Origin of the sequence: Streptomyces sp. NBC_00287 (genome assembly GCF_036173105.1) — a bacterium.
Classification (GTDB): Bacteria; Actinomycetota; Actinomycetes; order Streptomycetales; family Streptomycetaceae; genus Streptomyces.
In genome coordinates this window covers 4361015-4385462 of sequence record NZ_CP108053.1, presented here as the reverse complement: position 1 = coordinate 4385462, position 24448 = coordinate 4361015, and the positions used below count along the sequence as shown (strand labels likewise).

The following is a 24448-nucleotide window of genomic DNA, read 5'->3' as shown; positions in this document are numbered from 1 at the left end:
GGTGTGATTCAGTGTCGCCGGTGCCGGTGGGCCAACGCCTCGTAGGACGCCGACAGCGCGGGCGCGGCGGTCTCGTACGTCCGCTGGGCCACGCCCACGAACAGACAGTCCACCACCAGCAGTTGACTGGTCCGGGACGACATGGCCGCGGGGCGCAGCTCGCTCTCACGTGCGGTGGATGTGGTCAGCACGTGATCGGCGTACTGGGCGACCGGCCCGTCCGGGCGTCCGGTGATCGCCACCGTGGTGGCCCCGTGCTCGAAGGCCACGCGCAGCGGCTCGATGACATCGCCGGTGGACCCGGAGTGGGTGATCGCGATCGCCACGTCGCCGCCGCGCAGCTGCACCGCGTTCGTCACGGCCAGATGCGGATCGCTGTGCGCGTGGGCTATCAGCCCTATGCGCAGCAGCTTCTGCGTGAGGTCCTGCGCGACGAGCCCGGACGCCCCGACGCCGTACACATCGATCCGGCGGGCACCGGCCAGCGCGGTGACCGCCGCGCCGAGCTGGGCCGTGTCGAGTCCGGCCGCGGTGTCGGCGAGGGTCTGCTGCTCGTCGTAGGCGAGTTTGGCGACGACGTCGGCGATCGGGTCGTCCACCGCGATGTCCGTCGTGATCGCGGGCGCCCGCCCGGACTGCTGCTGGGCGGCGAGTCCGGCGAGCGCGAGGCGCAGATCGCGGTAGCCGGGGTAACCGAGCAGTCGGGCGGTGCGTACGACGGTGGCCTCGCTGGTGCCGGTGAGCTCGGCGAGACCGGTGACGGTGAGCGCCGCGCAGCCGGCCGGGTCGCTGGCGACGGCCTCGGCGACCCGCTGCATGGAACGGGTCATGGACGGCGCCAGCGTGCGCACCTTGGCCGCGAGGGCGGCGGGGGCGGGAGGTGGACCGGCGGCCGGACCGGCCTGCCCCGAGCCCTGCCCCTGCCTTGTCCCGAAAGTTTCCTTCACGTGCTGGGTCACTGTTGAAAGATATTTTCGCTTCGGTGTTGTGGTCAAGAGTGCGCACAATGGGTGCATGGAACCCTCCGGCCCCCTGGTCACCCCTCTGGAGCAGGCGTTGCACGCGGCACGCGCCCTCGTGCTCGCCGATCTGGTCGCGGGCCAGGTCGCCGAGGCGGACGTCGTCTCGCTCGTCGAGGAGTCCGTCGTACAGCGGCGCTGGTGGGTGGAGCAGTGGCCGGACGGCATGGCGTACGTGGCCGGTCTGGTCGCGCAGGACGTCCAGGACGCCCTGCTGGAGCGGTACGGCCGCTGGCCGCTGTGCCCGGTGTGCGGCTCCGGCGACCCGCACGCGCTGGACGTGGAACCGGAGCTCGGCCCCGACCCGCACTGGGTCTGCCACAAGGCGGGCGTGAAGGTGGCCTCGCTCGGCTCCCTGGGGACGGCGACCGGCGGGGCGTCCTCGTGACGGTCTACATCGACCCGCCCACCTGGCCGGGCCACGGCCGGATGTGGTCCCACCTCGTCAGCGATGTCTCCTACGCCGAACTGCACGCGTTCGCCGAGCAGGTGGGCGTCCCCCGACGCGCCTTCGAGCGGGACCACTACGACATACCGTCGCACCGGTACGCGGATGTGGTGGCCGCCGGGGCGGTGGAGGTCAGCAGCCGGGAGATCGTGCGGATGCTGAACGGGTCGGGGTTGCGGAGGCCGAAGGGGCGGGCCTAGGCCGTACGTACGTAGACCTGGAGCGGCCCGTTCGCCTCGCGGCTCTCGCCCATCGCCCGCTCCTCCTCGACGGTGGCCCGGACGAATCCGGCCCGGGTGACCACGGCCTGCGACGCCCGGTTGTCGTGATCTACCGTCGCCAGCAGGGTGTGTACGTCATCCCTGGCCAGCGCCCACGTCGCCAGTGCGCGCAGCGCCTCCGTCGCATAGCCGTTGCCGCGCGCGGACTCCGCCAGGTCGTACCCGATCTCGACCCGGCCCTCCTCGTCCGGGGCGCCATGAAAGCCGAGGGCGCCGACCGCGCGGTCGTCCTCATGTCGTACGAGGACGAAGACGCCGAACTCCGGGCGGTGCACGCCCGCTTCGTACGCCTTGAGCAACATCCCGGAGGCCTCGCGGGTGCCGTCGTAGGGGCCGCCCCGGGCCCACTCGTAGCCGCCGTCGCCGCCCGCGGCGAGGTCGGCCGCTGCGGCGGGGGTGAGGCTCTCCAGGTTGAGCCGCTCGGCGGGGACGACGAGGTTGTTGATCCAGTACCAGCTGGTGACGGGCGCGCGGTCGGCGAGTTCACCGCGGCCGGTGGCCCACAGGAGGGTGCTCCACGGGGTGGGCCCGGGCTGGACCTGCGGAAGGAGCCGGGTGAGCGCGAACTCGGCGAGTTCGGCGGGGGGTTCGTACACCAGACCCAGGGCCTCGGCGATGTCGTACGTGTGCAGCAGCACCTCGCCGACGCCGAGGGCGGCGAAGCCTTCCGGGTTCGCGGTGTGGAAGGGGCAGGGGTGGTGGGCGCGGATGTGGCGGGGGGTGGTGCGGATGGTGGCGGTGAGCAGGGTGCCGGTGGTTTCGATGGCGTGGAGGAGGCCTTCGTTCCCGGCGGTGTCGTCGGGATGGATCCTCAGCGGGACATGGCTGCTGTGCCCCCGCCCCGCGAGCCGACCGGCGTAGACGATGAGGTCGTAGGCGATATGGATCGCCGCCTCCCGGCAACTCCAGTCGGACCGGGCGGCCTTGACCGTGTCCCAGTCCTTCTCGACCGCCGTCCGCAGCAGGGCCACCGAGCCCGCCACGGCTTCCTGAACGCGTTCCCCGCCCATGTGTCGCATGCGGGCAGGCTATGCGGACGGGGTGGAAGGGAGCGAGAGCATTTCGAGTTCCGAGGTGAGGTTGTAGCGGGCGGTGGCCTCCCACTTCTCCTGTCCGTACGGGGTCCTGAACAGCCGTGGCAGATCGAGCAGTTGGCGCAGGATCGCGGACCGGCCCGCGCGGAAGGCGTCGCTCGGCACGAAGTGGTACTCCTCGCGGACGGCGGCCGTGTAGGCGGCGTACGCGAAGGGCGGCGCGGCGAGGATCGCGAGATCGGCGTCGCACAGGACCTGGCCGTTGCGGTCGTCGTCGGCGGGGTCATGGGTGACGGTGAGGCGGACGAGACGGGCGACTTCGGCGGTGCGCTCTGCGGGTACGCCGGCTTCGGGGAGTGCGCGCTCGGCGAGGCGGGCGGAGCGCTCCTCGTTCTCGGAGCGGTCCGGCAGATAGACGGCGTCATGGAACCAGGCGGCGAGGCGCACGGCGGCGGGGTCGTCGGCGTATTCCTCCAGTACGTCGATGTGGTCGAGGACGGCTGAGAGGTGCTCCAGGGTGTGGTAGTGCCGCTGCGGCTCGCACCAGCGCTTGAGCAGCGCGTCGCCGTACCGTTCCGGGGTTTCCGGGGCGATCGCGCTGGAGTCGTCCCCCCGCGCCGCGAGCAGGGTGCGCAGCCAACGGGAGCGGAGGTCGTCGAGATCTGCCATGCGCTCATTCTCTCCCTGGGCCGACGCTCGCCCCTAGTTTGGAGCCCATGACTGACAAGTGGGTACGGGATCCGGAGTTGCCGGGGCGTCTGCTGACCGTGGAGCGGGACGAACTGGTGCCGATGTTGCGCGGCCGTGGTGAGGCGGACTTCGCGGTGCCCGTCGGGGCGTGTCCGGGGTGGTCGGTGCGGGATGTGCTGGCGCATTGTTCGGCCGCGTTGATGCGAGTGGTGGAAGGACGGTTCGAGAAGGGGGTCTTCTCGCCCGAGTCGAACGACCGGGACATCGCCGAACGGGCCGAGTGGTCGTCCGCGCGGATCGTGGACGAACTGGAACGGGGGATGACCGAGGCCGGGCCGGTGATGGCGAAGGCGGGCGGGGCGCTGGACGGGATCGCGCTCGGGGAGTGGGTGCATGCGGGGGATGTCCGGGAGGCGTGGGGTGAGCCCGGGGCGTACACGGGTGCCGGCCTCCCCTACGCCCTGACCTTGCTGTCCGAGGTCACCCGCTCCCGAGGGCATCTGCCTCTCCACGCCGACCTGGACGACATCGACGAGCCGCTGCGGCTCGGCGCGGACTCCGGGGAGCGGACGCCGGCACGGTTCATCGGGGACGCGGCGACTCTTGTACGGCTGTACTCGGGGCGGCGGCCGGTGGGCGGGGTGTCGTACGAGCTGGCGGGGGCGGAGGAGGGGGAGCTGAACATCTTCGGGTGAGAGTGATCGGGGTTGTGTAGTCGGCGTAGTCTTGGAGCAGGATTGGACTAGACCTGTAGCTGTAGTCGACCTCTGGTCGCCGACGAATGGGGCCCCATGAGCAAGCGTGCACTCCTGGAGGTGATCGCCCTCGACGTCGAGGACGCGGTCGCCGCCCAGGCCGGAGGCGCGGACCGCCTCGAACTGGTCACCGACATCGCGGCCGACGGGCTGACTCCGTCGGCCGCGACCGTGGCGGGGATTCGGGCCGCGGTGGATATTCCGGTGCGGGTGATGTTGCGGTTGGCGGACGGGTTCGCGGCGGGGGATGTGGACCGGCTGGTGGGGGTTGCCGGGGAGATGCGGGGGGTGGGGGCCGAGGAGTTCGTGCTCGGGTTCCTCGACGCGGACGGGGGTGTCGACCTGGATGCGGTGGAGCGGGTTGTGGGGGTGCTGGGCGGGTGCCGGTGGACGTTTCACCGGGCGATCGACCGGGCGGGGGATCGGGATGCGCTGCGGAAGGCGCTGGACGGTTTGCCGGGGCTGGACACGTATCTGACGGCGGGGTCTGCGGTGGGGGTGGACGAGGGCTTGCCTACGTTGCTGGCGGAGGCGGCGCGGGGTGGGGAGCCGGGGTACGAGCAGCGGATCCTGGTGGGTGGGGGGTTGCGGCTGGAGCATGTGCCGTATCTGCTGTCGGCCGGGATCGACGCGTTCCATATCGGCGGGGCGGCTCGGCCGGGGGGCTGGGCCGGGCCGGTGTCGGAGGCGGCGGTGGGGGAGTGGCGGGGGGTGCTGGACGGGGGCTGACCAGACCTTCTTCGCCCCCGCCGCCCCTACCCGTCCCTCCCCCAGAGGGGGGACCCCCACTGGGGGCTGCGCCCCCAGACCCCCCTTTCGGCCCTGAACGGGCCTCGTCCTCAAACGCCGGACGGGCTAAAAGCAGCCCCTCCGGCGTTTGAGGAGGGCGAGGAATCAGGCCGTCAGCTCAGGCGGCAGGGGCGCCCCATGCGTCACGATCAGGCCCGATACCGCTCGCGTCAGCGTGACGTACAGCCGCCGCAAGCCCGTCCGTTCGTCCGGCTCGCCGTCCACCACCGCCCGGGGTTCGTCCAGGACCACGTAGTCGTACTCCAGACCCTTCGCCAGCGATGCCGGGACCAGCGTCAGCCGGGTCTGCGACGTCGTCTCCTCGCCGGGGGACAGGTACCCGATCCCCGCCGCCCCCAGCGCCTCCGACAGTTCCGGGATACGCGCATCCGCCGCGATCAGCCCCGTCGAGCCCTCGTTCCGCAGCAACTCCTCACACGCACTCACGACTTCCGCCGTATCACCCACCGACCGCACCTCGAAGAAGCCGGGATTCTCACGGACCGAGGCCACCGGTGTAAGCCCTGGCGCGATGTGCGGCAGCAAGCGCGAGGCGTACGTGATCACGTCCGTCGGGACTCGGAAACCCGCCGTCAGTTCCTCCACCACCCCTTCCGGCTTCCCCAGATGGGACAGCGCCTCCGCCCAACTCCGCGTCGCCCACGGCGTCGTCCCCTGCGCCAGATCCCCCAGCACCGTCGCCGACCCCGTCGTACACCGCCGCCCCACCGCCCGGTACTGCATCGGCGACAGATCCTGCGCCTCGTCCAGCACCACATGCCCCAGCGAATGCGTCCGCTGGATCAGATCCGTCGCCTCGTCGATCAGCACCGCATCCGCCGCGGCCCACTTCGCCGACTTCACCGACCGCACCGGCCGAGCCCAGAGGATCAGCTTCCGCTCCTCCTCGCTCAGCACCCCCTCCGAGTGCTCCGCAAGGAACTCCGCATCCGTCAGCAACCGCAGCACCAGCTTCGCCGGCTCCACCACCGGCCAGATCGCCTTCACGGCCGCCTTCACCGCCGTATTGCGCGCCACCGCGTCCTGCACCCGATCGTCCGGCGCCTCCCCCGAACGCTCCATCTGCACCAGCACCGCATGCGCGATCCGCTGCGGCAGCGCCTCCCGCGCCGCTCCGTAACGGATCTCCCGGTCCAGCAACTCCCGGACGATCTCCTCGAGTTCGTACGACGGCACCCGCCAGCGGCGCGATCCCCGCACCACCACGACCCCCTCCGTCGGCATCGTCACATGCGAGTACAGCGCCCGCCGCAACACCTCCGCCATCCTCGCGTCACCCTTGACGATCGCCGCCGCCGCGTCGTCCGTACCGCGCACCTCCACCTGCCCGACGAGGTCGTCCACGGTCGCCTGTCGGACCGTCAACTCACCGAGGGCGGGGAGGACTTGCTCGATGTAGCTGAGGAAGGACCGGTTCGGTCCGATAACCAGCGTCCCGGTGCGGGCCAGCCGCTCGCGGTGGGCATACAGCAGGTACGCCACCCGGTGCAGACCGACCGCCGTTTTTCCGGTCCCGGGACCTCCCTGCACACACACGGTCCCGCCCAGACCGGACCGTACGATCTCGTCCTGCTCCGGCTGGATCGTCGCGACGATGTCCCGCATCGGGCCCACACGCGGACGCTCGATCTCCTGCTGGAGCAGCTTGCTGGTCCGCGCGGCCTCCGCCGGATCCGACAGATGCTCGTCCTCGTACGCGGTGAGATCGCCGCCCGTGTAACCGAAACGGCGGCGCAGCGCCACGTCCATCGGGTCCTTCTTGGACGCTCGGTAGAACGGCTGCGACACCGGCGCCCGCCAGTCGATCACCATCGGATCGCCGACGGCATCGTGCACATGCCGGCGCCCGATGTAGAACCGCTCGCTCTGTGTCAGATAGTCGAGGCGGCCGAAGAACAATGGCGTGTGGCTCAGGTCGGCCAGCGCCTTGATCCGCTCGTCGATCTGGTGGGCGAGCACTTCGGCGTTGACCCAGTTCGCGGTGACGTCCCTGATGTCGAGCGCCTCGACGTCCTCGCGCATCGCACGCAGGGCGGCGCGGGAGGAGGCGAGGTGGGAACGCTCACGGGAGAGGGGGTCGTCGGCGGGCGTGGACAAGGGGGTGCCTCCGGTGGGCCTACGGGGTTCGGGCGCTGCGAGAAGCCGTCCGGTTTCCGGCCGGGCGGCGGCACTCCGTGAGGGGAGGCGGGCAAGAGCGGAGATTCTAGGTGAACGGCGGAGGGGGAGACCAACGGTTTTCTCATCCCCTAGGGGACGGGCCCCTCCTCTCCGGGGGGTACGGGTCGGTCCGGAGGTGTACGAGGGCCGTACGGCGGTTCGCCCGGCAGGCCGATGCTCTCCTTACCGCCCGCGAGCAACCATGGAGACATGAGCGCAGCAACCATCCACCCAGCCCCCGGCCGCCCCCCGGCCGCCGGAGCCAGTCCGGTCCTCGGCAGCCACCGCCACCGCCTCGGCGACGCCCTGCGCGCCGTGAAGGTCTTCGCTGGCGCCGCCTTCGACGTGATCATCCTCGGTGAGTACGGCGAGGAAGCAGGCGTCCGCCACAAGTAACCCCCTAGGGTCACAGCGTGACCCGTAGATCACACACCGTAACCACCCTTCTTCTTGCGGCGGTTTCCGGCACCGCCTTCGCCACCCTCTGTGCCCACCAGGGCCTCCCGATGGCCGACGCGCTGGTCTACCGGGCCGAGGGACAGGCGGTCGTACAGGGCGGAGATCTGTACGGCTTCACGGTCACCGAGTGGCATCTCCCCGCCACCTACCCCCCGTTCGCGGCCCTGCTGTTCGTCCCGGCGGCGCTGCTCCCCGTAACCGTCCTGAAGGCGGCCTTCCTCGCGGGCAACGCGCTCCTGCTCGCCTGGCTCATCCACCTCTCGGCCCGACTCGCGGGACTGACCGTCCGCCCCAGGACGATCTGCACCGCCACAGCCGGGGCCCTCTGGCTCGAACCGGTCTTCCAGACCGTCCTGTTCGGCCAGACCAACCTCGCGATCGTCTGCCTGATCCTGTGGGACCTCACCCGACCGCCCGGCGCACGCGGCAAGGGCATCGCGGTAGGCATCGCGGCCGGGATCAAACTGACCCCGGCCGTCTTCATCGCGTACCTGCTGCTGCGCGGCCACCGCCGAGAGGCGCTCACCGCGACGGCGGCCTGCGCCGGCACCGTCCTGCTCGGCGCCCTGGCCCTCCCCACAGCCACCCTCGACTACTTCACCCGCCACCTCTACGACATCGACCGCGTGGGCAAGGCGTGGATCGTGGACAACCAGTCCCTCCAGGGCCTGATCGCCCGGGCCCTGGGAGACCCGACACCGAGCCTCGCCTGGCTGCTCCTCCCGGCGGCGGCGATCGCGGCCGTCGCGCTGTGGCAGGCGGTCCGCGACGACCGCCACGCCATCCTCCTGACGGCAGCCACGGCCCTGCTCGTCTCCCCGATCAGCTGGTCCCACCACTGGGTGTGGTGCGTCCCGCTGATCGCGGTACTCCTGGCGGACCGCAGACGTCACCTCGCTGCCCTCACGACGGCCGTCTTCACCGCCCGCACGATGTGGCTGCTGCCCCACGAGGGCGACCTGGACCTTCATCTCCCGTGGTGGCAACAGCCGTTGGCGTCCCCGTACGCCCTGTTCGCGCTGACCCTGCTGGCGGCTCAGCTCTCCGCGAGGAGCTCGTCCGCGTCCACGATCCGGTATGCGTACCCCTGCTCGGCCAGGAAGCGCTGGCGATGGGCGGCGAAGTCCTGGTCGAGGGTGTCGCGGGCGACCACCGAGTAGAAGTGGGCCTGGTGGCCGTCGGCCTTGGGACGCAGGACGCGGCCGAGGCGCTGCGCCTCCTCCTGGCGGGAGCCGAAGGTGCCCGACACCTGGATGGCGACCGTGGCCTCCGGCAGGTCGATGGAGAAGTTCGCGACCTTGGACACGACCAGCACGCTGATCTCGCCCTGCCGGAAGGCGTCGAAGAGCTTCTCGCGCTGGGCGTTGGAGGTCTCGCCCTTGATGACGGGGGCGTTCAAGTGCTCGCCCAGTTCGTCGAGTTGGTCGATGTACTGGCCGATGACCAGGATCTGCTGGCCCGCGAAACGCCGTACCAGAGCCTCGGTGACCTTGCGCTTGGTGTCGGTCGTCGCGCAGTAGCGGTACTTCTCCTCCTGCTCGGCGGTGGCGTAGGCGAGCCGCTCGGCGTCGGTGAGGTTCACCCGGACCTCCACGCAGTCCGCGGGCGCGATGTACCCCTGCGCCTCGATCTCCTTCCAGGGAGCGTCGAACCGCTTCGGGCCGATGAGCGAGAAGACATCCGACTCGCGCCCGTCCTCACGGACGAGGGTCGCGGTCAGCCCGAGCCGCCGCCGCGCCTGCAGATCGGCGGTGAACTTGAAGACGGGCGCGGGCAGCAGATGCACCTCGTCGTAGAGGATCAGCCCCCAGTCCCGGGAGTCGAACAGCTCCAGGTGCGGATAGACGCCCTTCCGCCTGGTCGTCAGCACCTGGTACGTCGCGATGGTGACGGGCCGGATCTCCTTCTTCGTCCCGCTGTACTCGCCGATCTCGTCCTCGGTGAGCGAGGTCCGCTTCACCAGCTCGTGCTTCCACTGCCGGGCGGAGACGGTGTTGGTGACGAGGATCAGCGTGGTCGACTTCGCCTGCGCCATGGACCCGGCGCCGACCAGCGTCTTACCGGCACCACAGGGGAGTACGACGACCCCGGACCCGCCGTGCCAGAAGTTCTCCACGGCCTGCTTCTGGTACGGCCTGAGCGCCCAGCCGTCCTCGACCAGCTCGATCGGATGCGCCTCGCCGTCGACGTACCCGGCGAGATCCTCGGCCGGCCAGCCCAGCTTCAGCAGCGTCTGCTTGATCTGCCCGCGCTCGGAGGGATGCACGGCGACGGTGTCCGGGTCGATCCGATTGCCGACCAGCGGCATGATCCGCTTGGAGCGCAGGATCTCCTCCAGCACCGGACGGTCGGTGGTCGTCAGGACCAGCCCGTGCGCGGGGTGCTTGGAGAGCGTCAGCCTGCCGTACCGGTCCATGGTCTCGGCGATGTCGACGAGCAGCGCGTGCGGCACCGGATACCGGCTGTACTGCACGAGCGCGTCCACGACCTGCTCGGCGTCATGCCCGGCGGCACGCGCGTTCCACAGCCCGAGCGGGGTCACCCGATAGGTGTGAATATGCTCCGGCGCCCGCTCCAGCTCGGCGAACGGAGCGATGGCCCGACGGCATGCGTCGGCCTGCTCATGGTCGACTTCCAGGAGCAGGGTCTTGTCGGACTGGACGATCAACGGTCCGTTCACGTACGCATCCCTCCGGACTGGTCCAAACCTCCAGTGTGCCGCACATGCGAACGATCAAGCTCAGTCGTCCGCCAGCTCGGCCACCCCGGTCACCCGGTGCAACGGATACGTCCGTACCTCGTCCGCCGTGTGGTCGTAGGCCGTGACGAAGCCGCCCTCGACGCGGATGGGGGCGATGACGCGTTGGGTGGCGGCGCCCTCGGCGTTGACGTAGCCGATCCAGAGGGTCTCGCCGGTGAGGACGGCGGCCTGCATGGTGGCGAGGGTCTCGGCTGAGCTGGTGCGGGGGAGGTCGCCGCCGGAGAGCGGGGGCTGTTTGCGGGGGGTTGTGGAGGCCATGTCGCCCGCTCTGATCGCGCGGATCGCCGCCGACAACAAGGTTGAGTCCGGGATCGGGGGGCCTTCCGGTACCGGTTCGGGGGCCGTGCGGGGTGGGGTGCGGTGGGACAGGGCTCGGGTGATCAGGACGTCGCCCTCGGCGGATTCGGCGGCCGGGGCGAAGCCCATCGCGCGCAGGCCGTCCAGCAGGGCCGCCGGGTCGGCCTGGGTGGCGAGCACGGTCGGGGCGAGGCGGCGCAGGCGCAGGCCCGCGGCGCGCTTGTCGGCGAGGATCTCGTTGAGCAGGGCGTCGTCGTCGCAGCGGACGTACGCGGAGGCCGCGCCGACCCGGAGATGGCCGTGCTTACGGGCCACGTCGTCGATCAGATACGTCAGCGGCTGCGGCACCGGCGTACGGGAGTGCGCGGCGAGGAAGGCGTGCAGATCGGAGGCGGACTGGCCGGCGTCCAGGGCGCGGCGTACCGAGCCGGGCGTAAAGCGGAAGACGGTGGCGCCGCCCTTCGACTCCACGTCCGCCAGCACCCCGAGCATGTCCGCGAGCGGGCGCTCCAGCGGGCCGGGGGCCACCGCGGTCAGGTCCGCCTGGAGCAGGACGTGGTCCAGGGGCTCGGGCAGGAGCGGGGCCAGCAGGCGGGCGGCCGCCGCGGAGGCTGTCGCCTGTTCGGGCGGGGTGAGGGGGGCCGTCGTGGGGGTGGGGCGGTGGTGGACGGGGAGTTTGTCGCCGGGGCCGGTGGGGGGCTCCTGCTGGTGCCTCGGCTCCGGTGCGCCCAGCAGGGCGCGGCCGTGTGCCGACAGGGCGCCCCGGCCGGTCACGCCCAGCATCTCGGCCTCCGCGAGCGTCCACTGGGCCAGCTGACCGCGCAGGTCGTCGCCGGTCTGCGGGCCGCGCAGCGGGCGTTCCCAGCGCAGCCGGGCCAGTACCGACTCCGCGCTCGGGGCGGCGCCCTCCGACAGTCCGGCCAGCAGGGTCAGGACCCGGTGCCTTACCTCGGGGGCGGCCGAGCGGTCGAGGCCGGGGCCGAGCGCGGAGAGCGTACGGTCCTTGGCGTCCCGCCCCCCGACCAGGCCCGACGTCCGCGTCGCCGTCAGCCAGGCCTCCGCGAGCTGCGTCCAGCGGCGGTCCGGGGACCGCTCCAGCCACTCGTCGTAGGCGGGCGTCGCCGCGTACCGCTCGTCGGCCTCGCCGTCGGAGGCGAGCAGCCCCGCGGCGTAGGTCAGCTCGACCCAGAACGCGGCGACCGGCTCGGAGACGTCCAGCGCCACGGCCGTGCGCTTGAGATCGCGCACGCTCAGCCCACCGGCCCGCAGCACCGCCGGGCCGCCCTCGTCCCAGTCCTTCAGCAGCTCCTCGACGGTGGCGAGCGCGGTGTACGCCTGCCCGGCCGCCGTCGCGTCCACAACCTGTGGACGGTGCATGGCCGTGGCCTCCACGGGGGGCGGCAGCGGCTCGGTGGCGCGGTGTGCATGGCCGCCGCGCAGGTGCAGGGCCACTTCGCGGGGGAGTACGACCGTCCCCGGCGTCGTCGGCAGCAGCAGCCCGCGGTCCAGGAGCCAGCGCAGCCGGGGCGCCGGATCGGCGGTGACCTGCCCGTACGGCGGGCCCCAGATCAGGCGGGTCAGCACCTCGAGGGATTCGGCGGGGGCGCCTGCGAGCAGGGCGGACATCCGGTGCCGGTCGGTGAACAGGGCGGTCAGCGCGGTGACGGCGGAGACGGCGTCGTGGGTGGACGGCAGGCCGGCAGCGGTGACGATCTCCTGGATGCGGCCCGGGGACATGCCCGAGGTGGCTTCCCGTACGGCCGGGCCCAGTCCCGTGGGGGACGGGTGCTGCGGGGTGGGCGTGAGCAGCTCGAGGGCCGTGCGGACGAGACGGAGCCGGTCGTCGTCGCCCCAGACCAGGGCCTGGTCGCGCAGCAGGGCGACGGCGCGGGGGAGGGCCCCCTCGACGGCGGGGTCGCCCTCGTCGCCGGCCATCAGGCCGAGCAGCTCCTCGTACGGCGCCGGGTCCGCGGCGACGGCCAGGGCCTCGGCGGTCTGCAGGGCGAAGCGATCCAGGCGCTCCAGGGCACGGACGACGGAGGCGCGGGTGCCGGCCCTTGTCGCGAGCTGGGTGAGGTCCGTCGGGACGGGGGTGATGAGGTCGGGGCGGGCACGCAGGAGTACGGCCAGGGAGGCGTCGTCCCGCGCGCGGAGCGCTTCCGCGAGGGAACGGGGCGGGGATGCCGGGTCGCTCATCCTGCCCACGTTAGCGGTTGGGTACGACGATGGGGTTCGGCTGCGTCACACGGTGCCGCCCGGCTGCACGACTGCCCGCGGCTACGCTGTTGCCCAGTAGGGTTTCAACGTGCCGACCCCCGGAGGGACTTCGGTGGGTATTGAGAGCGATCAGGTCGTCTACGAGTATCTGAGCCGCGTCGGAGACGTGGCTCAGCAGCGGCAGTTGCCGTCGAGTACTCGGATGCGGCTCGTCTCCGAGCTGCGGAACGAGATCGACCGGCGCCGGGCCAAGGTCACCGTCGACAGTCCTGCCGCCGTGCGCCGGATCATCGACCGGCTCGGTACCCCGGACGAGGTCGTCACCGCCGCCGGGGGCCGCGGCGGTGCGCCCCAGGCGCCGGCCGCCTCCGTGCCCGTACAGCCGGACCGTGAGGAGAAGCGGCTGCGGCGGATCGTGCCGCGCCCCCGGCCCGCCGAAGCCGACTCCGGGGGCGACGAGGTTCCCTCCTCGCCTCATCTCGCCGCCACCCACGAGCTCGGCGACAGTGCCGCCCAGCCCGACTGGTGGCGGGTGGACTCCAGCCCGTTCGGGGTCGGGGACGAGGTCCCCGGGTTCGTCGGCGGTGTCGAGATCCCGGAGCTGCTCAAGCCCCCGCCCCCGAAAGAGGCGGCCGTCGTCGAGAAGGCTGAGGAACCGGTCGAGGAGGAGCCCGCTCCGCGCCGCCGCTTCCGGGCCCTGCCCGCCGCCAAGTGGAAGAGCCGGCAGAACCCCCTCCTCCTGCTCGCCGCCGCCCTCCTGCTCACCGGCGCCGTCATCGGCAACCTCATCGTGCTGATCCTCGGCTGGCTCCTCGCCTACGGCTCACGCCGCCTGACCGACGCCGAGAAGAAGGGCGCCGTCATCGTCCTGCCCGGCCTCGCGGTCACCGCCGGGATCGTGTGGCTGTGGGGCCGTACGGACGGCCGCTGGGGCGACCCCATCGCCGACGGGCAGATGAACGACGCCGTCGCCGAGACCTGGCCCTGGGTCGTGCGGGGCGCCGCGGTCGCCTCGGCGCTGTACCTGGTGTGGCGCTCGCAGCGGCAGAAGTAGGTCGCCGCCCCGGGCTCGTCGTACGGGATGGGCACAATGGCCCATATGGCCTCCACCGAGAACCCCGCGTCCGCCCGCACCGTCGGCTTCGACCTCGACATGACCCTCATCGACTCCCGCCCCGGCATCCACGCCTGCTACACCGCGCTCGCCGAGCGCACCGGGACCTACGTCGACGCCGACCTCGCGATCACCCGGCTCGGGCCGCCGCTGGAGGAGGAGCTCGCCAACTGGTTCCCGGCGGCGCGGCTCAAGGAGATCGCCGAGCTGTACCGGTCGATGTACCCGGAGTTCGCCATCGGCGCGACCCCCGCACTCCCCGGCGCCGTCGACGCCATCGCAGCCGTACGCGCCGCGGGCGGTCGCGCGATCGTCGTCACCGCCAAGTACGAGCCCAACGCCAAGCTCCACCTCGACCACCTCGGCATCGAGCCCGACGCGGTGATAGGCGACCTGTGGGCCGAGCGGAAGGCGGAGGCGCTGCGCGAGTACGCCGCCGGCGTCTACGTCGGCGACCACCTGGGCGACGTACGCGGCGCCCGGACCGCCGAGGCGCTCTCCGTCGCCGTCGCGACCGGGCCCTACGACGCCGACGCCCTGCGCGCGGCCGGTGCCGATGTGGTGCTCGCCGACCTCACGCACTTCCCGCAGTGGCTCGCGGGCTACTGGCCCGCCCGCGCCTGACGGCGCCCCGCCGCGATCGACCGGAACACCCCCACGCCCGCGATCAGGAAACCGACGCCCATGAGCATGCTCAATCCGAACATGTAGGCCGGAAAAGGCGACGACCCCAGCAGCAGCGGGGCCACCGTGACCACAGTGGCCACGGCACCGAGGAAGAACACGACCGCTCCGACTCGGATCAGTCGGTCACCGGGCGCGGTGGAATTCGTTTGGGTTTTGTCACGCACCGGACCAGGGTAGTTCCCTGCGCGAAGGAACAACCGGGGGACGTCTTGTCACCCGCCCGAAGACCATTAGCCTTGGTACCGGCGGGTCATGGTCGACCCGCCCCAGTGCTATCAAGAGCCGTTTTCCGAAGCAGTTTTCCGACGAGTACGAGGACGAGGACAGACGTGCCTACCGGCAAGGTCAAGTGGTTCAACAGCGAGAAGGGCTTCGGCTTTCTCTCCCGCGACGACGGCGGTGACGTCTTCGTCCATTCCTCGGTCCTCCCCGCCGGAGTCGAGACGCTCAAGCCGGGCCAGCGAGTCGAGTTCGGGGTCGTCGCCGGGCAGCGCGGCGACCAGGCCCTGTCCGTCACGATTCTCGACCCGACCCCCTCGGTCGCTGCGGCGCAGCGCAAGAAGCCGGACGAGCTGGCTTCCATCGTCCAGGATTTGACGACCCTCCTTGAGAACATCACGCCGATGCTGGAGAGGGGCCGCTATCCCGACAAGGCCGCCGGCAAGAAGATCGCCGGTCTGCTGCGCGCGGTGGCAGACCAGCTCGACGTATAAGCACCCGTCAGGGGAAATCCAGTGCATCCGGGCCGAGGGGCGGCAACAGCCCCTCGGCCGCCGCACGTGTGAGCAGCCCGCGCACGGCCGCATAACCGTCCTCGCCGAGATCCGCTGTGAACTCATTGACGTACAGCCCGATGTGCTGGTCGGCGACGGCCGGGTCCATCTCCTGGGCGTGCTCCATGACATACGGCCGGGACACCTCGGGGTCGTCCCAGGCGGCCAGCACCGAGGCGCGGATCGACTCGGCGAGGTGGGTCAGCCGCTCGGCGCCGAGGGCCCGCTTGGCGATGATCGCGCCGAGCGGGATGGGCAGCCCGGTGGTGTGCTCCCAGTGCTCGCCCATGTCCGCGAGCTTGTGCAGCCCGTAGTTCTGGTACGTGAACCGGGCCTCGTGGATGACGAGTCCCGCGTCGACCTTCCCGTCCCGCACGGCCGGCATGATCTCGTGGAACGGCATCACCACGATCTCCCCGACCCCGCCCGGGAGGGTTTCCGCTGCCCAGAGGCGGAACAGCAGGTACGCCGTCGACCGCTCGCTGGGCACCGCGACCGTACGGCCGGTGAGGTCCACCCCGGCCTCCCGGGTCAGCACCAGCGGACCGCAACCCCGGCCCAGCGCGCCCCCGCAGGGCAGCAGCGCGTACTCGTCGAGGACGTACGGCAGCACCGCGTACGACACCTTCAGCACATCCAACTCACCGCGCTCGGCCATGCCGTTGGTGAGGTCGATGTCCGCGAACGTCACGTCCAGCTCGGGCCCGCCGGGGATCCGGCCGTGCGCGAGGGCGTCGAAGACGAAGGTGTCGTTCGGGCAGGGGGAGTACGCGATCTGCAGCCTCATACCGACTTCCAACTCTCCAGTACGGGTGTGAGCTTCCCGAAGCCCGCCGCCAGGGCGTCGAGTGCCTCGCCGATGCGCCAGGACGCGCGGTCGCGCGGGCCCACGGCATTCGACACGGCCCGGATCTCCAGCACGGGCACGCCGTGCGCGGCGGCCGCCTCGGCGACCCCGAAGCCCTCCATGGCCTCGGCGAGGGCCGTCGGGTGGCGCTCGCGCAGCGCGGTGGCGCGGAGGGCGGTGCCGGTCACGGTGGAGACGGTGAGCACGGCGCCGGTCAGGGCGCCGGTGGCGGTCGCGGTCTCCCGTACGAGTGCTTCGGGGGGACGGTGGGTGACGGTGCCGAAGCCGAGCTCGGTGACCGGCAGGAAGCCGTCGGGCGTCTCGGCGCCCAGGTCGGCCGCAGTGATCTCGTCGGCGACGACGAGGGAGCCGACGGGGGCGTGGGGGGCGAAACCGCCGGCGATTCCGGCGGAGATCACCAGGTCGTACGAGGTCCTCGTGAGGGCCGTGGCCGTCGTGGCGGCGGCACGGGCCGGACCGACGCCCACGGCCAGGACGTCACCCGGGAACGCCCGTGCCACCGCGTCCCGCTCGGCGGGGACGGCGGTGGCCACGAGGATGCGTGCGGGGGACGCGATCAGCTGTCCTTCTTCAGCTTGAAGGACCACAGACCGGTGGTTTCGTTCTCGCCGCCTTCTCGGATGGACACCAGAGTCGAGTTGCCCTGCGCGCCGTACTGGGCGTTGAAGAACACGCTGCCCGGGATCGTCGTGTACGTCTTCTTGAGGGGCTCGGTGAGCAGCGGCTGGCCGTTCATCAGGATCGTCCAGCCGTTGTCCGCGATCTCCGGGTCGACACCGAAGCGAACGGTCTCGTCCGGGTCCACGCTGATGGACTCGATGTCGGTGTCCTTCAGGCACTTCGTCAGGTCCGCGGTCTGCAGGGCCTCACCCTCGCCACCGCAGGTGGCCTCCTCGCTGACCGAGGACGAACCGACGGTGATCGTGGCGATCGGCGTGGGCTTGTCGCAGGCCGAAAGGACGAGCAGTCCGGCGGATACGGCGCCGGCGGCGGCGAGCGCGCGGCGGCGTCGCACAGCGGATTGCAGCAGGGTCATGGGCGAAGGCTATCGGGAGCGTCCTGCGGTCTCTTTACGTGGGGGTGCGGCGTGCCGTGCGTTACGCCACCCCAGTCCGCGGTGGGCCGCCGTGCCGGGCCGAGACGATCAGGCCGTGGACCGTGGTCAGCCAGCCCGCGGCGACGATCGTGGCGCCCACCGTCATGCCCAGGGTGCCGTTCAGCGGCAGCACGATGCCGATCGCGCCGCCGAGCACCCAGGACATCTGCAGCAGCGTCTCGGAGCGGGCGAAGGCGGAGGTGCGCACCAGCTCCGGGACGTCCCGCTGGATCAGCGCGTCCAGGGACAGCTTGGCCAGCGCCTGCGAGAACCCGGCGACCGCCGCGAGGCAGGCCACCAGGGCGGCGCTGAAGAAGGCCGCCGCGGTGATCGCCGCGGTCAGCACAACGCCCACGACGGTCACGATGATGATCTCCGGGGCGCGCGATCGCAGCCACGCCCCGACCGCCGTACCGCAGGCGTTGCCCACCCCGGCCGAGACGGCCACTATGCCCAGCGACACCGCGGCGCTCTGGCCGGCCAGCGGATGCTCGCGCAGCAGGAAGGCGAGGAAGAAGATCAGGAAGCCGGACAGACAGCGCAGGGCGGCGTTGGCGCCGAGCGCGTGGGTGACGGCGAGGCCGACCGTGCGCAGCCCGGGGCGCTTGACGGGCTTGAGGTGCGGTCCGTGCAGATGCTGCTCGTCCGCCGCCAGCAGCGCGGTGTCCTCGCCCTTCGCCGAGTCGACCTTCGGCGGCAGCGTGAACGACAGGAACGCGCCCAGCATGAAGATCACGAAGGCGCCGTAGAGCGGCCAGCGGGGCCCGATCGCCTGGAGCCCGGCGCCGATCGGCGCGGCCACCCCGGTGGCCAGCAGCCCGCCGAGGGTGACCCGTGAGTTCGCCTTCACCAGGGAGAAGCGGGGTGGCAGCAGCCGGGGCACGACCGCGCTTCTGACCACGCCGTACGCCTTCGACGACACCAGCACGCCGAGCGCCGCCGGGTACAGCTCGATGCCGCCGGTGATCACCGCGCGGGACAGGACCAGCGCGAGCAGGGCCCGGGCGAGCATCGCGCATGCCATCGCCGCCCGGCGGCCGTGCGGGACGCGGTCGAGGAGGGGGCCGATCACGGGCGCGAGGAGCGTGAAGGGCGCCATGGTGATGCCCAGGTAGAGCGCGACCCGGCCGCGGGCCTCGTCGGTGGGCACGGAGAAGAACACGGTGGAGGCTAGGGCGACGGTGATCATCATGTCCCCGGCGCCGTTCACGCCGTGCAGTTCGATCAGCTTGCCGAGGCCTGACTCGCCCGCTCCTTGCGCGTGCGTCGCCTTGCGGATACCGCGGGCGGTGCCGGTGACCGGAAAGTGCAGGGCACGTCCGACGGAGCGGACGGCGCCGCCGAGTCGGCCCGAACCGCCGCTTCTGCTGCGGCCCCTGTCCCCACCGACCCCGGTGGCTCCTTGAGGCGTCCGCGCGGCTGCCACGACGTCATAGTGCCCCGAGATGGGCGTACGTAGTGCGGTTACCGCGCGTATGGCGGTGGCTTTGTCAGCGGTTTGCGACCGTCGGTGTAGGCCGAGCGCCGGTGAGCAGGTAGCGTGCGTATCTCGGCCATCCCGCAGAATGGATGGTGACAGGTGCGCCCGAGTGCGAGGGGGCGACGACGTCGACGCGGTCCTTCGGTCCGCTCCGTCCGCCCGCCCCGCCGCCTTCAGGCAGCCGCACCCGAGAGACGGCGTAGGAGAGAAGCGATACCTGTGAGCGCAGCGACAACGCGAAGCCGCACCCCCGACCGCCTGTGCGCCGAGGCGACCGACCTCGCCCGCACCGCCGCCGAGGAGGCAGCCGCACCCGGCGTCGTCGGGGAGCACGTGGGTCTGGTCTCCGAGGGCGACCGCGTTGTCACGCACTTCTTCGAGTGCAAGGAGCTCGGGTACCGCGGCTGGCGCTGGGCCGTGACCGTGGCGAGGGCCTCCCGCGCGAAGTTCGTGACCTTGGACGAGGTCGTCCTGCTGCCAGGACCGGACGCGCTGCTGGCCCCCGAGTGGGTGCCGTGGAGCGAGCGGCTGCGCCCCGGCGACATGGGCCCCGGCGACCTGCTCCCCACCGACGCCGAGGACCTCCGCCTGGAGCCCGGCTACACCGGCGAGGACGAGCCGGTGCCGAGCTCGCCCGTCTCGCACGAGATGGCCGAGCTGGTCGAGGCCGAGGACGCCGAGGTCACCGCCGGCACCCCCGCCCACCTGCCGGTCGCCCCCACCCGGGGCTCGATCGCCGCGGTCGCCGAGGAACTGGGCATGCGCCGGGCCCGGGTCCTGTCCCGCTACGGCCTCCATGTCGCCGCGGACCGCTGGGAGGAGGCGTTCGGCGCCAAGACCCCGATGGCACAGGCCGCCCCCGCTTCCTGCGTCAGCTGCGGCTTCCTGATGCGGCTCGGCGGCTCCCTGGGCCAGGCCTTCGGCGTCTGCGCCAACGAGTTCTCCCCGGCCGACGGCCGCGTCGTCTCCCTGACCTACGGCTGCGGCGGCCACTCCGAGGCGGCCGTCATGCCCAAGCCCCCGCAGCCGGCCCCACCGGTGATCGACGAGACGAGGGTCGACCCCTTCCCACTGCGCCCGGCACCGGACTCGGGATCGGTACCGGCGGTGTCGGACGAGGACGCGGCGGACTTGGGTCACTCCTAGCCCCCTGGGAGCCTTTGGCCCGGGGTTAGCGGGGCCCCACCTCGCGGTACCTTCATCGTCACGCCGATGAGTGGAGTGAACGTGAGCAAGTTCGTGCGGCCGGCCGTCGAGGGAGCGGATCCGTTCGGGACCGCCCGGCTGCGACGTGGGGTACTGGACGCCTGGGCCACCAGCCCCGCCCGGTTCCGGGAGGACGCCAACGCCGAGGAGGACCTCGTCCTCGGCGGATATCGGGACCGGCTCGTCGTCGAGCTCGCTCAGAACGCCGCCGACGCCGCCGCCCGCGCGGGCGTGCCCGGACGGCTCCGACTCACCCTGCGCGACGGCGTCCTCGTCGCCGCCAACACCGGCGCCCCCCTCGACGCCGCCGGTGTCGAGTCGCTCTCCACGCTCCGGGCGTCCGCCAAGCGGGACACGCCCTCCATCGGCCGCTTCGGCGTGGGTTTCGCCGCCGTCCTCTCGGTCACCGACGAGCCCGCCGTCGTCGGCCGGCACGGCGGGGTGCGCTGGTCGCTCGCGGAGGCCCGTGAGCTGGCCGCCGACACCGCCCGGCACAGCCCCGGTCTGGGGGACGAGATCCGCCGCCGCGACGGGCATGTGCCCCTGCTCCGGCTCCCCTTCGCCGCCGAGGGCACCGCCCCCGGCCCCTACGACACGGCCGTCATCCTGCCGCTGCGCGACACGGCCGCCGCCGACCTCGCCGAGCGCCTCCTGCACGCCGTCGACGACGCCCTCCTGCTCGCCCTGCCGGGGCTCACCGAGGTCGTCATCGAGACGGACACCGTACGGACGCTCAGCCGCCGCACCGACGGCGTCTTCACCGTCGTGGAGGACTCGCGGGACGGCATCACCCACTGGCGTACGGCCCTCGCGCACGGGCCGCTCACGGCGGAGCTGCTCGCCGACCGGCCCGTGGAGGAGCGGCTGCGGCCCCACTGGTCCATCACCTGGGCCGTGCCCGCCGAAGCGGACGGCTCCCCGGCACGGCCGCGCACCAACTCCGTCGTGCACGCCCCGACGCCGAGCGACGAGCCGCTCGGGGTGCCCGCGCTGCTCATCGCCTCTTTCCCGCTGGACACCACGCGGCGGCACGCCGCCCCCGGCCCGCTGACCGACTTCCTCGTCGAGCGCGCGGCCGACGCCTACGCTGAGCTGCTCGCCGAGTGGCGGCCGGTGACCGCGGGGATCATCGACCTCGTGCCCGGGCCGCTCGGGAAGGGCGAGCTGGACGGCGCGCTGCGTGCGGCGATCCTCCAGCGGCTGCCGCGGACCTCTTTCCTGCCGCCCGCCCTCGAAGCCACCGACGATCTTCCCGAGGCGCTGCGGCCGCGGGACGCCGAGGTGGTCGAGGGCGCGGGCTCCGACACCGTGCGCGTGCTCGCCGAAGTGCTGCCCACCCTGCTGCCCGCCGGGCTCGAACGGCGGGTGGAGCTGCGGACGTTGGGCGTCGCCCGGGTTCCGCTGACCGATGCCGTGGACCGGCTGGCCGGTCTGGAGAAGGAGCCGGGCTGGTGGCGGCGGCTTTACGACAGCCTCGCCGGCGTCGACCCCGACCGGTTGTCCGGGCTTCCGGTACCGCTGGCGGACGGACGCACCACCATCGGCCCGCGCCAGGTGCTGCTGCCCACTCCGGACGGCACGGGGATCGACCCCGAGATCCTCGCCCGGCTCGGCCTCAAGGTCGCCCACCCGGACGCCGCCCACCCGCTGCTGGAGAAGCTCGGCGCGCTGCCCGCCACCCCGCGGGCCGTGCTCACCACCCCGCAGGTGCGGGCCGCCGTAGCCACCTCCCTGGACGACGAGGGCGGCCTCGACTGGGAGCAGGAGGCGCCCGACGCCGAGGAACTGGCCGACACCGTCCTCGCGTTGGTGCGGGACGCCGACCTCGAACCCGGTGACGAGCCCTGGCTCGGCGCCCTCGCCCTGCCCGACGAGGAAGGCGAGTTGGCGCCCGCCGGCGAGCTGGTGCTGCCCGGCAGCGCCTTCCACCAGGTCATGCGCGAGGGTGAACTCGCCGCCGTGGACGCCGAACTGGCCGACAAGTGGGGCGAACAGCCCCTCGCCGCCTGCGGAGTGCTCGCCACCTTCGCGCTCGTCCGGGCCACGGACGTCGTCCTCGACCCCGATGAACTGGAGCCCCGCGAAGGGGACTTCGCCGAGCCCGACGACGCCGGGCTGCTGGACGCCGTGGACGTGTGGAGCGAGGACATCCTCGACCGCTTCCCGGACACACCGGTGCCGCCCGTCGCCACGGAACTGGTCGCCGTACGCGACCTCGACCTCGTCGACGACGACAAGTGGCCCCAGGCCCTCACCCTCCTCGCCCAGCCGCCGCTCAGGGATGCCATCACCCAGCAGGTGCGCATCCTCCTGCCCGACGGCACGCACGAGGTCGTACGGCCCTACACCGCCTGGTGGTTGCGCGGGCACCCCGTGCTCGACGGCCGCCGCCCCGCCGGACTGCTCGCCTCCGGCGGCGACCCGCTCCTGCGCGGCCTGTACGACGAGGCCGACGCGACCGGGTTCGACGACGAACAGGTGCTGCGAGCCCTGGGCGTACGGACGTCGGTGGCGGCCCTGCTCGACGAGCCGGGCGGCGCCGCCGAGCTGCTGGACCGGCTCGCCGACCCCGAGCGGACCGTGACCGGCACCCAACTCCACGCCCTGTACAGCGCCTTGGCCGATCTCGACCCCGAGCAGGTGACCCTGCCCGACGAGCTGCGGGCCGTGGTCGACGGCCGGGTGGAGGTGGTGGACGCGGCCGACGCCATGGTCGTCGACTCGCCCGACCTGCTGCCCTTCACCGAGGGCATCCCGCTGCTGCCGGTACGGCCGGCGCGGGCCGCCGAGCTGGCGGAGCTGTTCCAGGTGCGGCGCCTGAGCGAGTCCGTCACCGGCGAGGTCGACTCCGAGGGCGCCGAGCACGACGTACCGGACTCGGTGCGGGTGCTGCTGGGCCCGCGGACCCCGTCCTCCTACGTCGAGCACGAGGAACTCGTCGTGGACGGCGTGGAGATCGACTGGCGGCTCACCGACGACGGCGTGCTGCACGCGTCCACGCTGGAGGGCGTCGCCGCGGGTCTGGCCTGGGCGGCCGGGCAGTGGCCGCGCCGGTTCGAGGTGGCGGCGCTGCTGGAGGATCCCTCGCGGACACAGGAGCTGGCGCGGGACCGCTGGTTCGACTGAGACGCACACACTGTCTCAAAACTTTCCGCACAAAACTTTCGTACGACGTACAACCATTCGCATGCGTCACGAATCTGATCATGCGAGCCAACAGGCTCCACGATCACTTGGGCCCCGGCCGACGACGAGCCGTAGGGAACGACCACCGTCGGGGCCCCTCTCCACACTGGGGAACACATGCGTATTCGCGCCACCGTGGCCGCCGTCTCCGGCGCCCTCGTCCTGTCCGCCGTCGCGGCTCCGCTCGCTCTGGCCGACGACTCGCGGGTGCCCGCCGAGCTCAGCGCCGCGAGCGAGGCTGCCCACGCGGCCACCGGCAAGTCGGCCTACGCCACGGCCGAGGACGGCCTTCCCTACGCCCTCGACGCCACCTTCTCGAACGTCAAGGTCAACAACGGCAGCAACATCAAGGTCGGCACCACCAACGTGGTGAACGTGCCGGTCTCCTTCACCCTCACCCACGCCGCGGACGTCGACATCCACGCGTCCGACTTCTTCGCGGGTGTCGAGCTCTACCGCGGCGAGTCGTTCGAGAACTCCATCTGGTGGTTCGACAGCAACGACGCCACCTGCACGGACACCTCGGCCACCGCCGCGTCCTGCAAGGCCACCGTCGCCATCGACCCGTACCTGCTGCTGAACGAGGATGCGGGCGCCTGGAAGGCCGCCGCCTTCGCGGTCGCCTTCAACGGTGAGGACCCGGAGAACCCGGTCCTGGACAACGTCGGTGTCGCGGTGAAGGACAAGACCAACTCCTTCAACCTCCAGCGCTACTCCAAGCTGACGGTCAACGCCTCGCCGGAGCCGGTGAAGAAGGGCGCGACCATCACGGTCACCGGCAAGCTGACCCGCGCCAGCTGGGACTCCAACACGTACGCGGGCATGCCCAGCGGCCAGAGCGTGGTGCTGCAGTTCCGCAAGAAGGGCACCACGACGTACTCCAACGTCAAGGGCATCAAGACCACCACGGGCGGTGCGCTGAAGACCACGGTCACGGCCTCCGCCGACGGTTACTACCGCTTCACCTACGCGGGCATCACGTCCACCGCGCCGGTCTCGGCCGCGGGTGACTTCATCGACGTGCAGTAGTCGACAGACCCTCACCGACGCCCGGTCCCGGAAGCCATCCGGGGCCGGGCGTCGGCGTTTTGGGGGGTGCCGGGCAACCGA

At 71.9% G+C, this 24448-nt stretch carries 22 protein-coding genes and 1 pseudogene; 12 read left to right on the top strand and 11 right to left on the bottom strand.

From position 1 onward, the window contains the following. Positions 1 to 8: 8 nt before the first annotated feature. Positions 9 to 959, bottom strand: coding sequence for a MurR/RpiR family transcriptional regulator (locus OHT76_RS19825; protein WP_328872189.1), 951 nt, complete (start codon positions 957 to 959; stop codon positions 9 to 11). A gap of 55 nt (positions 960 to 1014) precedes the next feature. On the opposite strand from OHT76_RS19825, the gene OHT76_RS19820 reads away from it, so the two are divergent. Both OHT76_RS19820 and OHT76_RS19815 read left to right on the top strand, forming a co-directional pair. Continuing rightward, the gene (locus OHT76_RS19820; RefSeq protein ID WP_328872188.1) at positions 1015 to 1407 is read left to right on the top strand and encodes a hypothetical protein; all 393 of its coding nucleotides are present in this window, start codon (positions 1015 to 1017) and stop codon (positions 1405 to 1407) included. Next, on the top strand, positions 1404 to 1667 hold the full coding sequence (locus tag OHT76_RS19815; RefSeq protein WP_328872187.1) for a DUF4031 domain-containing protein: 264 nt from the start codon (positions 1404 to 1406) through the stop codon (positions 1665 to 1667). Before OHT76_RS19820 ends, OHT76_RS19815 begins: the two co-directional genes overlap by 4 nt. Here the strand turns inward: OHT76_RS19815 and OHT76_RS19810 are convergent. Next, a complete protein-coding gene (locus tag OHT76_RS19810) occupies positions 1664 to 2767 on the bottom strand; it encodes a GNAT family N-acetyltransferase (protein WP_443049811.1) in 1104 nt (367 codons plus the stop codon). The genes OHT76_RS19815 and OHT76_RS19810 overlap by 4 nt on opposite strands. Positions 2768 to 2776: 9 nt before the next feature. Continuing rightward, positions 2777 to 3451, bottom strand: coding sequence for an HD domain-containing protein (locus OHT76_RS19805; RefSeq protein ID WP_328872186.1), 675 nt, complete (start codon positions 3449 to 3451; stop codon positions 2777 to 2779). Between the two features lie 47 nt (positions 3452 to 3498). Between OHT76_RS19805 and OHT76_RS19800 the strand changes: the two genes are divergently transcribed. Together OHT76_RS19800 and OHT76_RS19795 are read left to right on the top strand one after the other, a co-directional pair. Next, positions 3499 to 4167, top strand: coding sequence for a maleylpyruvate isomerase family mycothiol-dependent enzyme (locus OHT76_RS19800; protein WP_328872185.1), 669 nt, complete (start codon positions 3499 to 3501; stop codon positions 4165 to 4167). Between the two features lie 96 nt (positions 4168 to 4263). Then, positions 4264 to 4956 (top strand): copper homeostasis protein CutC, encoded by a 693-nt coding sequence (locus OHT76_RS19795; protein WP_328872184.1) that lies wholly within the window; start codon positions 4264 to 4266, stop codon positions 4954 to 4956. Between the two features lie 165 nt (positions 4957 to 5121). Here the strand turns inward: OHT76_RS19795 and OHT76_RS19790 are convergent, their stop codons facing one another. Further along, a complete protein-coding gene (locus tag OHT76_RS19790) occupies positions 5122 to 7134 on the bottom strand; it encodes a HelD family protein (protein WP_328872183.1) in 2013 nt (670 codons plus the stop codon). A gap of 270 nt (positions 7135 to 7404) precedes the next feature. Here OHT76_RS19790 and OHT76_RS19785 point away from each other — a divergent pair, with 270 nt between their 5' ends. Together OHT76_RS19785 and OHT76_RS19780 are read left to right on the top strand one after the other, a co-directional pair. Then, positions 7405 to 7590: a hypothetical protein gene (locus OHT76_RS19785; protein ID WP_328872182.1), complete on the top strand. Its 186-nt coding sequence runs from the start codon at positions 7405 to 7407 to the stop codon at positions 7588 to 7590. A gap of 110 nt (positions 7591 to 7700) precedes the next feature. Further along, positions 7701 to 8414 (top strand): annotated as a pseudogene (locus OHT76_RS19780) (glycosyltransferase 87 family protein); the annotation flags it as partial. A gap of 275 nt (positions 8415 to 8689) precedes the next feature. On the opposite strand, the gene OHT76_RS19775 reads toward OHT76_RS19780, so the two are convergent. Together OHT76_RS19775 and OHT76_RS19770 are read right to left on the bottom strand one after the other, a co-directional pair. Beyond that, positions 8690 to 10333 carry a DNA repair helicase XPB gene (locus OHT76_RS19775; RefSeq protein WP_328872181.1) on the bottom strand — a complete coding sequence of 548 codons (1644 nt, stop codon included), beginning with the start codon at positions 10331 to 10333 and terminating at the stop codon, positions 8690 to 8692. Between the two features lie 60 nt (positions 10334 to 10393). Further along, on the bottom strand, positions 10394 to 12907 hold the full coding sequence (locus OHT76_RS19770; RefSeq protein ID WP_328872180.1) for a helicase C-terminal domain-containing protein: 2514 nt from the start codon (positions 12905 to 12907) through the stop codon (positions 10394 to 10396). 133 nt (positions 12908 to 13040) lie between these two features. Between OHT76_RS19770 and OHT76_RS19765 the strand changes: the two genes are divergently transcribed. Both OHT76_RS19765 and OHT76_RS19760 read left to right on the top strand, forming a co-directional pair. Continuing rightward, complete coding sequence (locus OHT76_RS19765; RefSeq protein WP_328876575.1) at positions 13041 to 13982, top strand: hypothetical protein; 942 nt, start codon at positions 13041 to 13043, stop codon at positions 13980 to 13982. Between the two features lie 36 nt (positions 13983 to 14018). Next, positions 14019 to 14666, top strand: coding sequence for an HAD family hydrolase (locus OHT76_RS19760; RefSeq protein ID WP_328872179.1), 648 nt, complete (start codon positions 14019 to 14021; stop codon positions 14664 to 14666). Here OHT76_RS19760 and OHT76_RS19755 read toward each other — a convergent pair. Next, positions 14645 to 14893: a hypothetical protein gene (locus tag OHT76_RS19755; protein ID WP_328872178.1), complete on the bottom strand. Its 249-nt coding sequence runs from the start codon at positions 14891 to 14893 to the stop codon at positions 14645 to 14647. The genes OHT76_RS19760 and OHT76_RS19755 overlap by 22 nt on opposite strands. Before the next feature lie 165 nt (positions 14894 to 15058). Between OHT76_RS19755 and OHT76_RS19750 the strand changes: the two genes are divergently transcribed. Continuing rightward, positions 15059 to 15442, top strand: a complete 384-nt coding sequence (locus OHT76_RS19750) for a cold-shock protein (protein WP_328872177.1) — start codon at positions 15059 to 15061, stop codon at positions 15440 to 15442. A gap of 7 nt (positions 15443 to 15449) precedes the next feature. Here the strand turns inward: OHT76_RS19750 and OHT76_RS19745 are convergent, their stop codons facing one another. From OHT76_RS19745 to OHT76_RS19730, 4 genes are all read right to left on the bottom strand, one after another. After that, a complete protein-coding gene (locus OHT76_RS19745; RefSeq protein ID WP_328872176.1) occupies positions 15450 to 16289 on the bottom strand; it encodes a 1,4-dihydroxy-6-naphthoate synthase in 840 nt (279 codons plus the stop codon). Beyond that, entirely contained in the window at positions 16286 to 16957 is a 672-nt protein-coding gene (locus tag OHT76_RS19740; protein ID WP_328872175.1) for a futalosine hydrolase, read from the bottom strand. The genes OHT76_RS19745 and OHT76_RS19740 overlap by 4 nt, the downstream gene beginning before the upstream one ends. Continuing rightward, positions 16927 to 17385, bottom strand: coding sequence for a DUF2771 domain-containing protein (locus OHT76_RS19735; protein ID WP_328876574.1), 459 nt, complete (start codon positions 17383 to 17385; stop codon positions 16927 to 16929). The genes OHT76_RS19740 and OHT76_RS19735 overlap by 31 nt, the downstream gene beginning before the upstream one ends. An 82-nt stretch (positions 17386 to 17467) precedes the next feature. Next, the gene (locus OHT76_RS19730; protein ID WP_328872174.1) at positions 17468 to 18892 is read right to left on the bottom strand and encodes an MFS transporter; all 1425 of its coding nucleotides are present in this window, start codon (positions 18890 to 18892) and stop codon (positions 17468 to 17470) included. Positions 18893 to 19165: 273 nt separating this feature from the next. Between OHT76_RS19730 and OHT76_RS19725 the strand changes: the two genes are divergently transcribed. The 3 genes from OHT76_RS19725 (at position 19166) to OHT76_RS19715 (ending at position 24367) form a co-directional block, all read left to right on the top strand. After that, positions 19166 to 20092 (top strand): DUF3027 domain-containing protein, encoded by a 927-nt coding sequence (locus OHT76_RS19725; RefSeq protein ID WP_328872173.1) that lies wholly within the window; start codon positions 19166 to 19168, stop codon positions 20090 to 20092. Positions 20093 to 20173: 81 nt separating this feature from the next. Next, positions 20174 to 23278, top strand: a complete 3105-nt coding sequence (locus OHT76_RS19720; RefSeq protein WP_328872172.1) for a sacsin N-terminal ATP-binding-like domain-containing protein — start codon at positions 20174 to 20176, stop codon at positions 23276 to 23278. Between the two features lie 177 nt (positions 23279 to 23455). Beyond that, a complete protein-coding gene (locus OHT76_RS19715) occupies positions 23456 to 24367 on the top strand; it encodes a hypothetical protein (RefSeq protein WP_328872171.1) in 912 nt (303 codons plus the stop codon). Positions 24368 to 24448 lie beyond the last annotated feature (81 nt).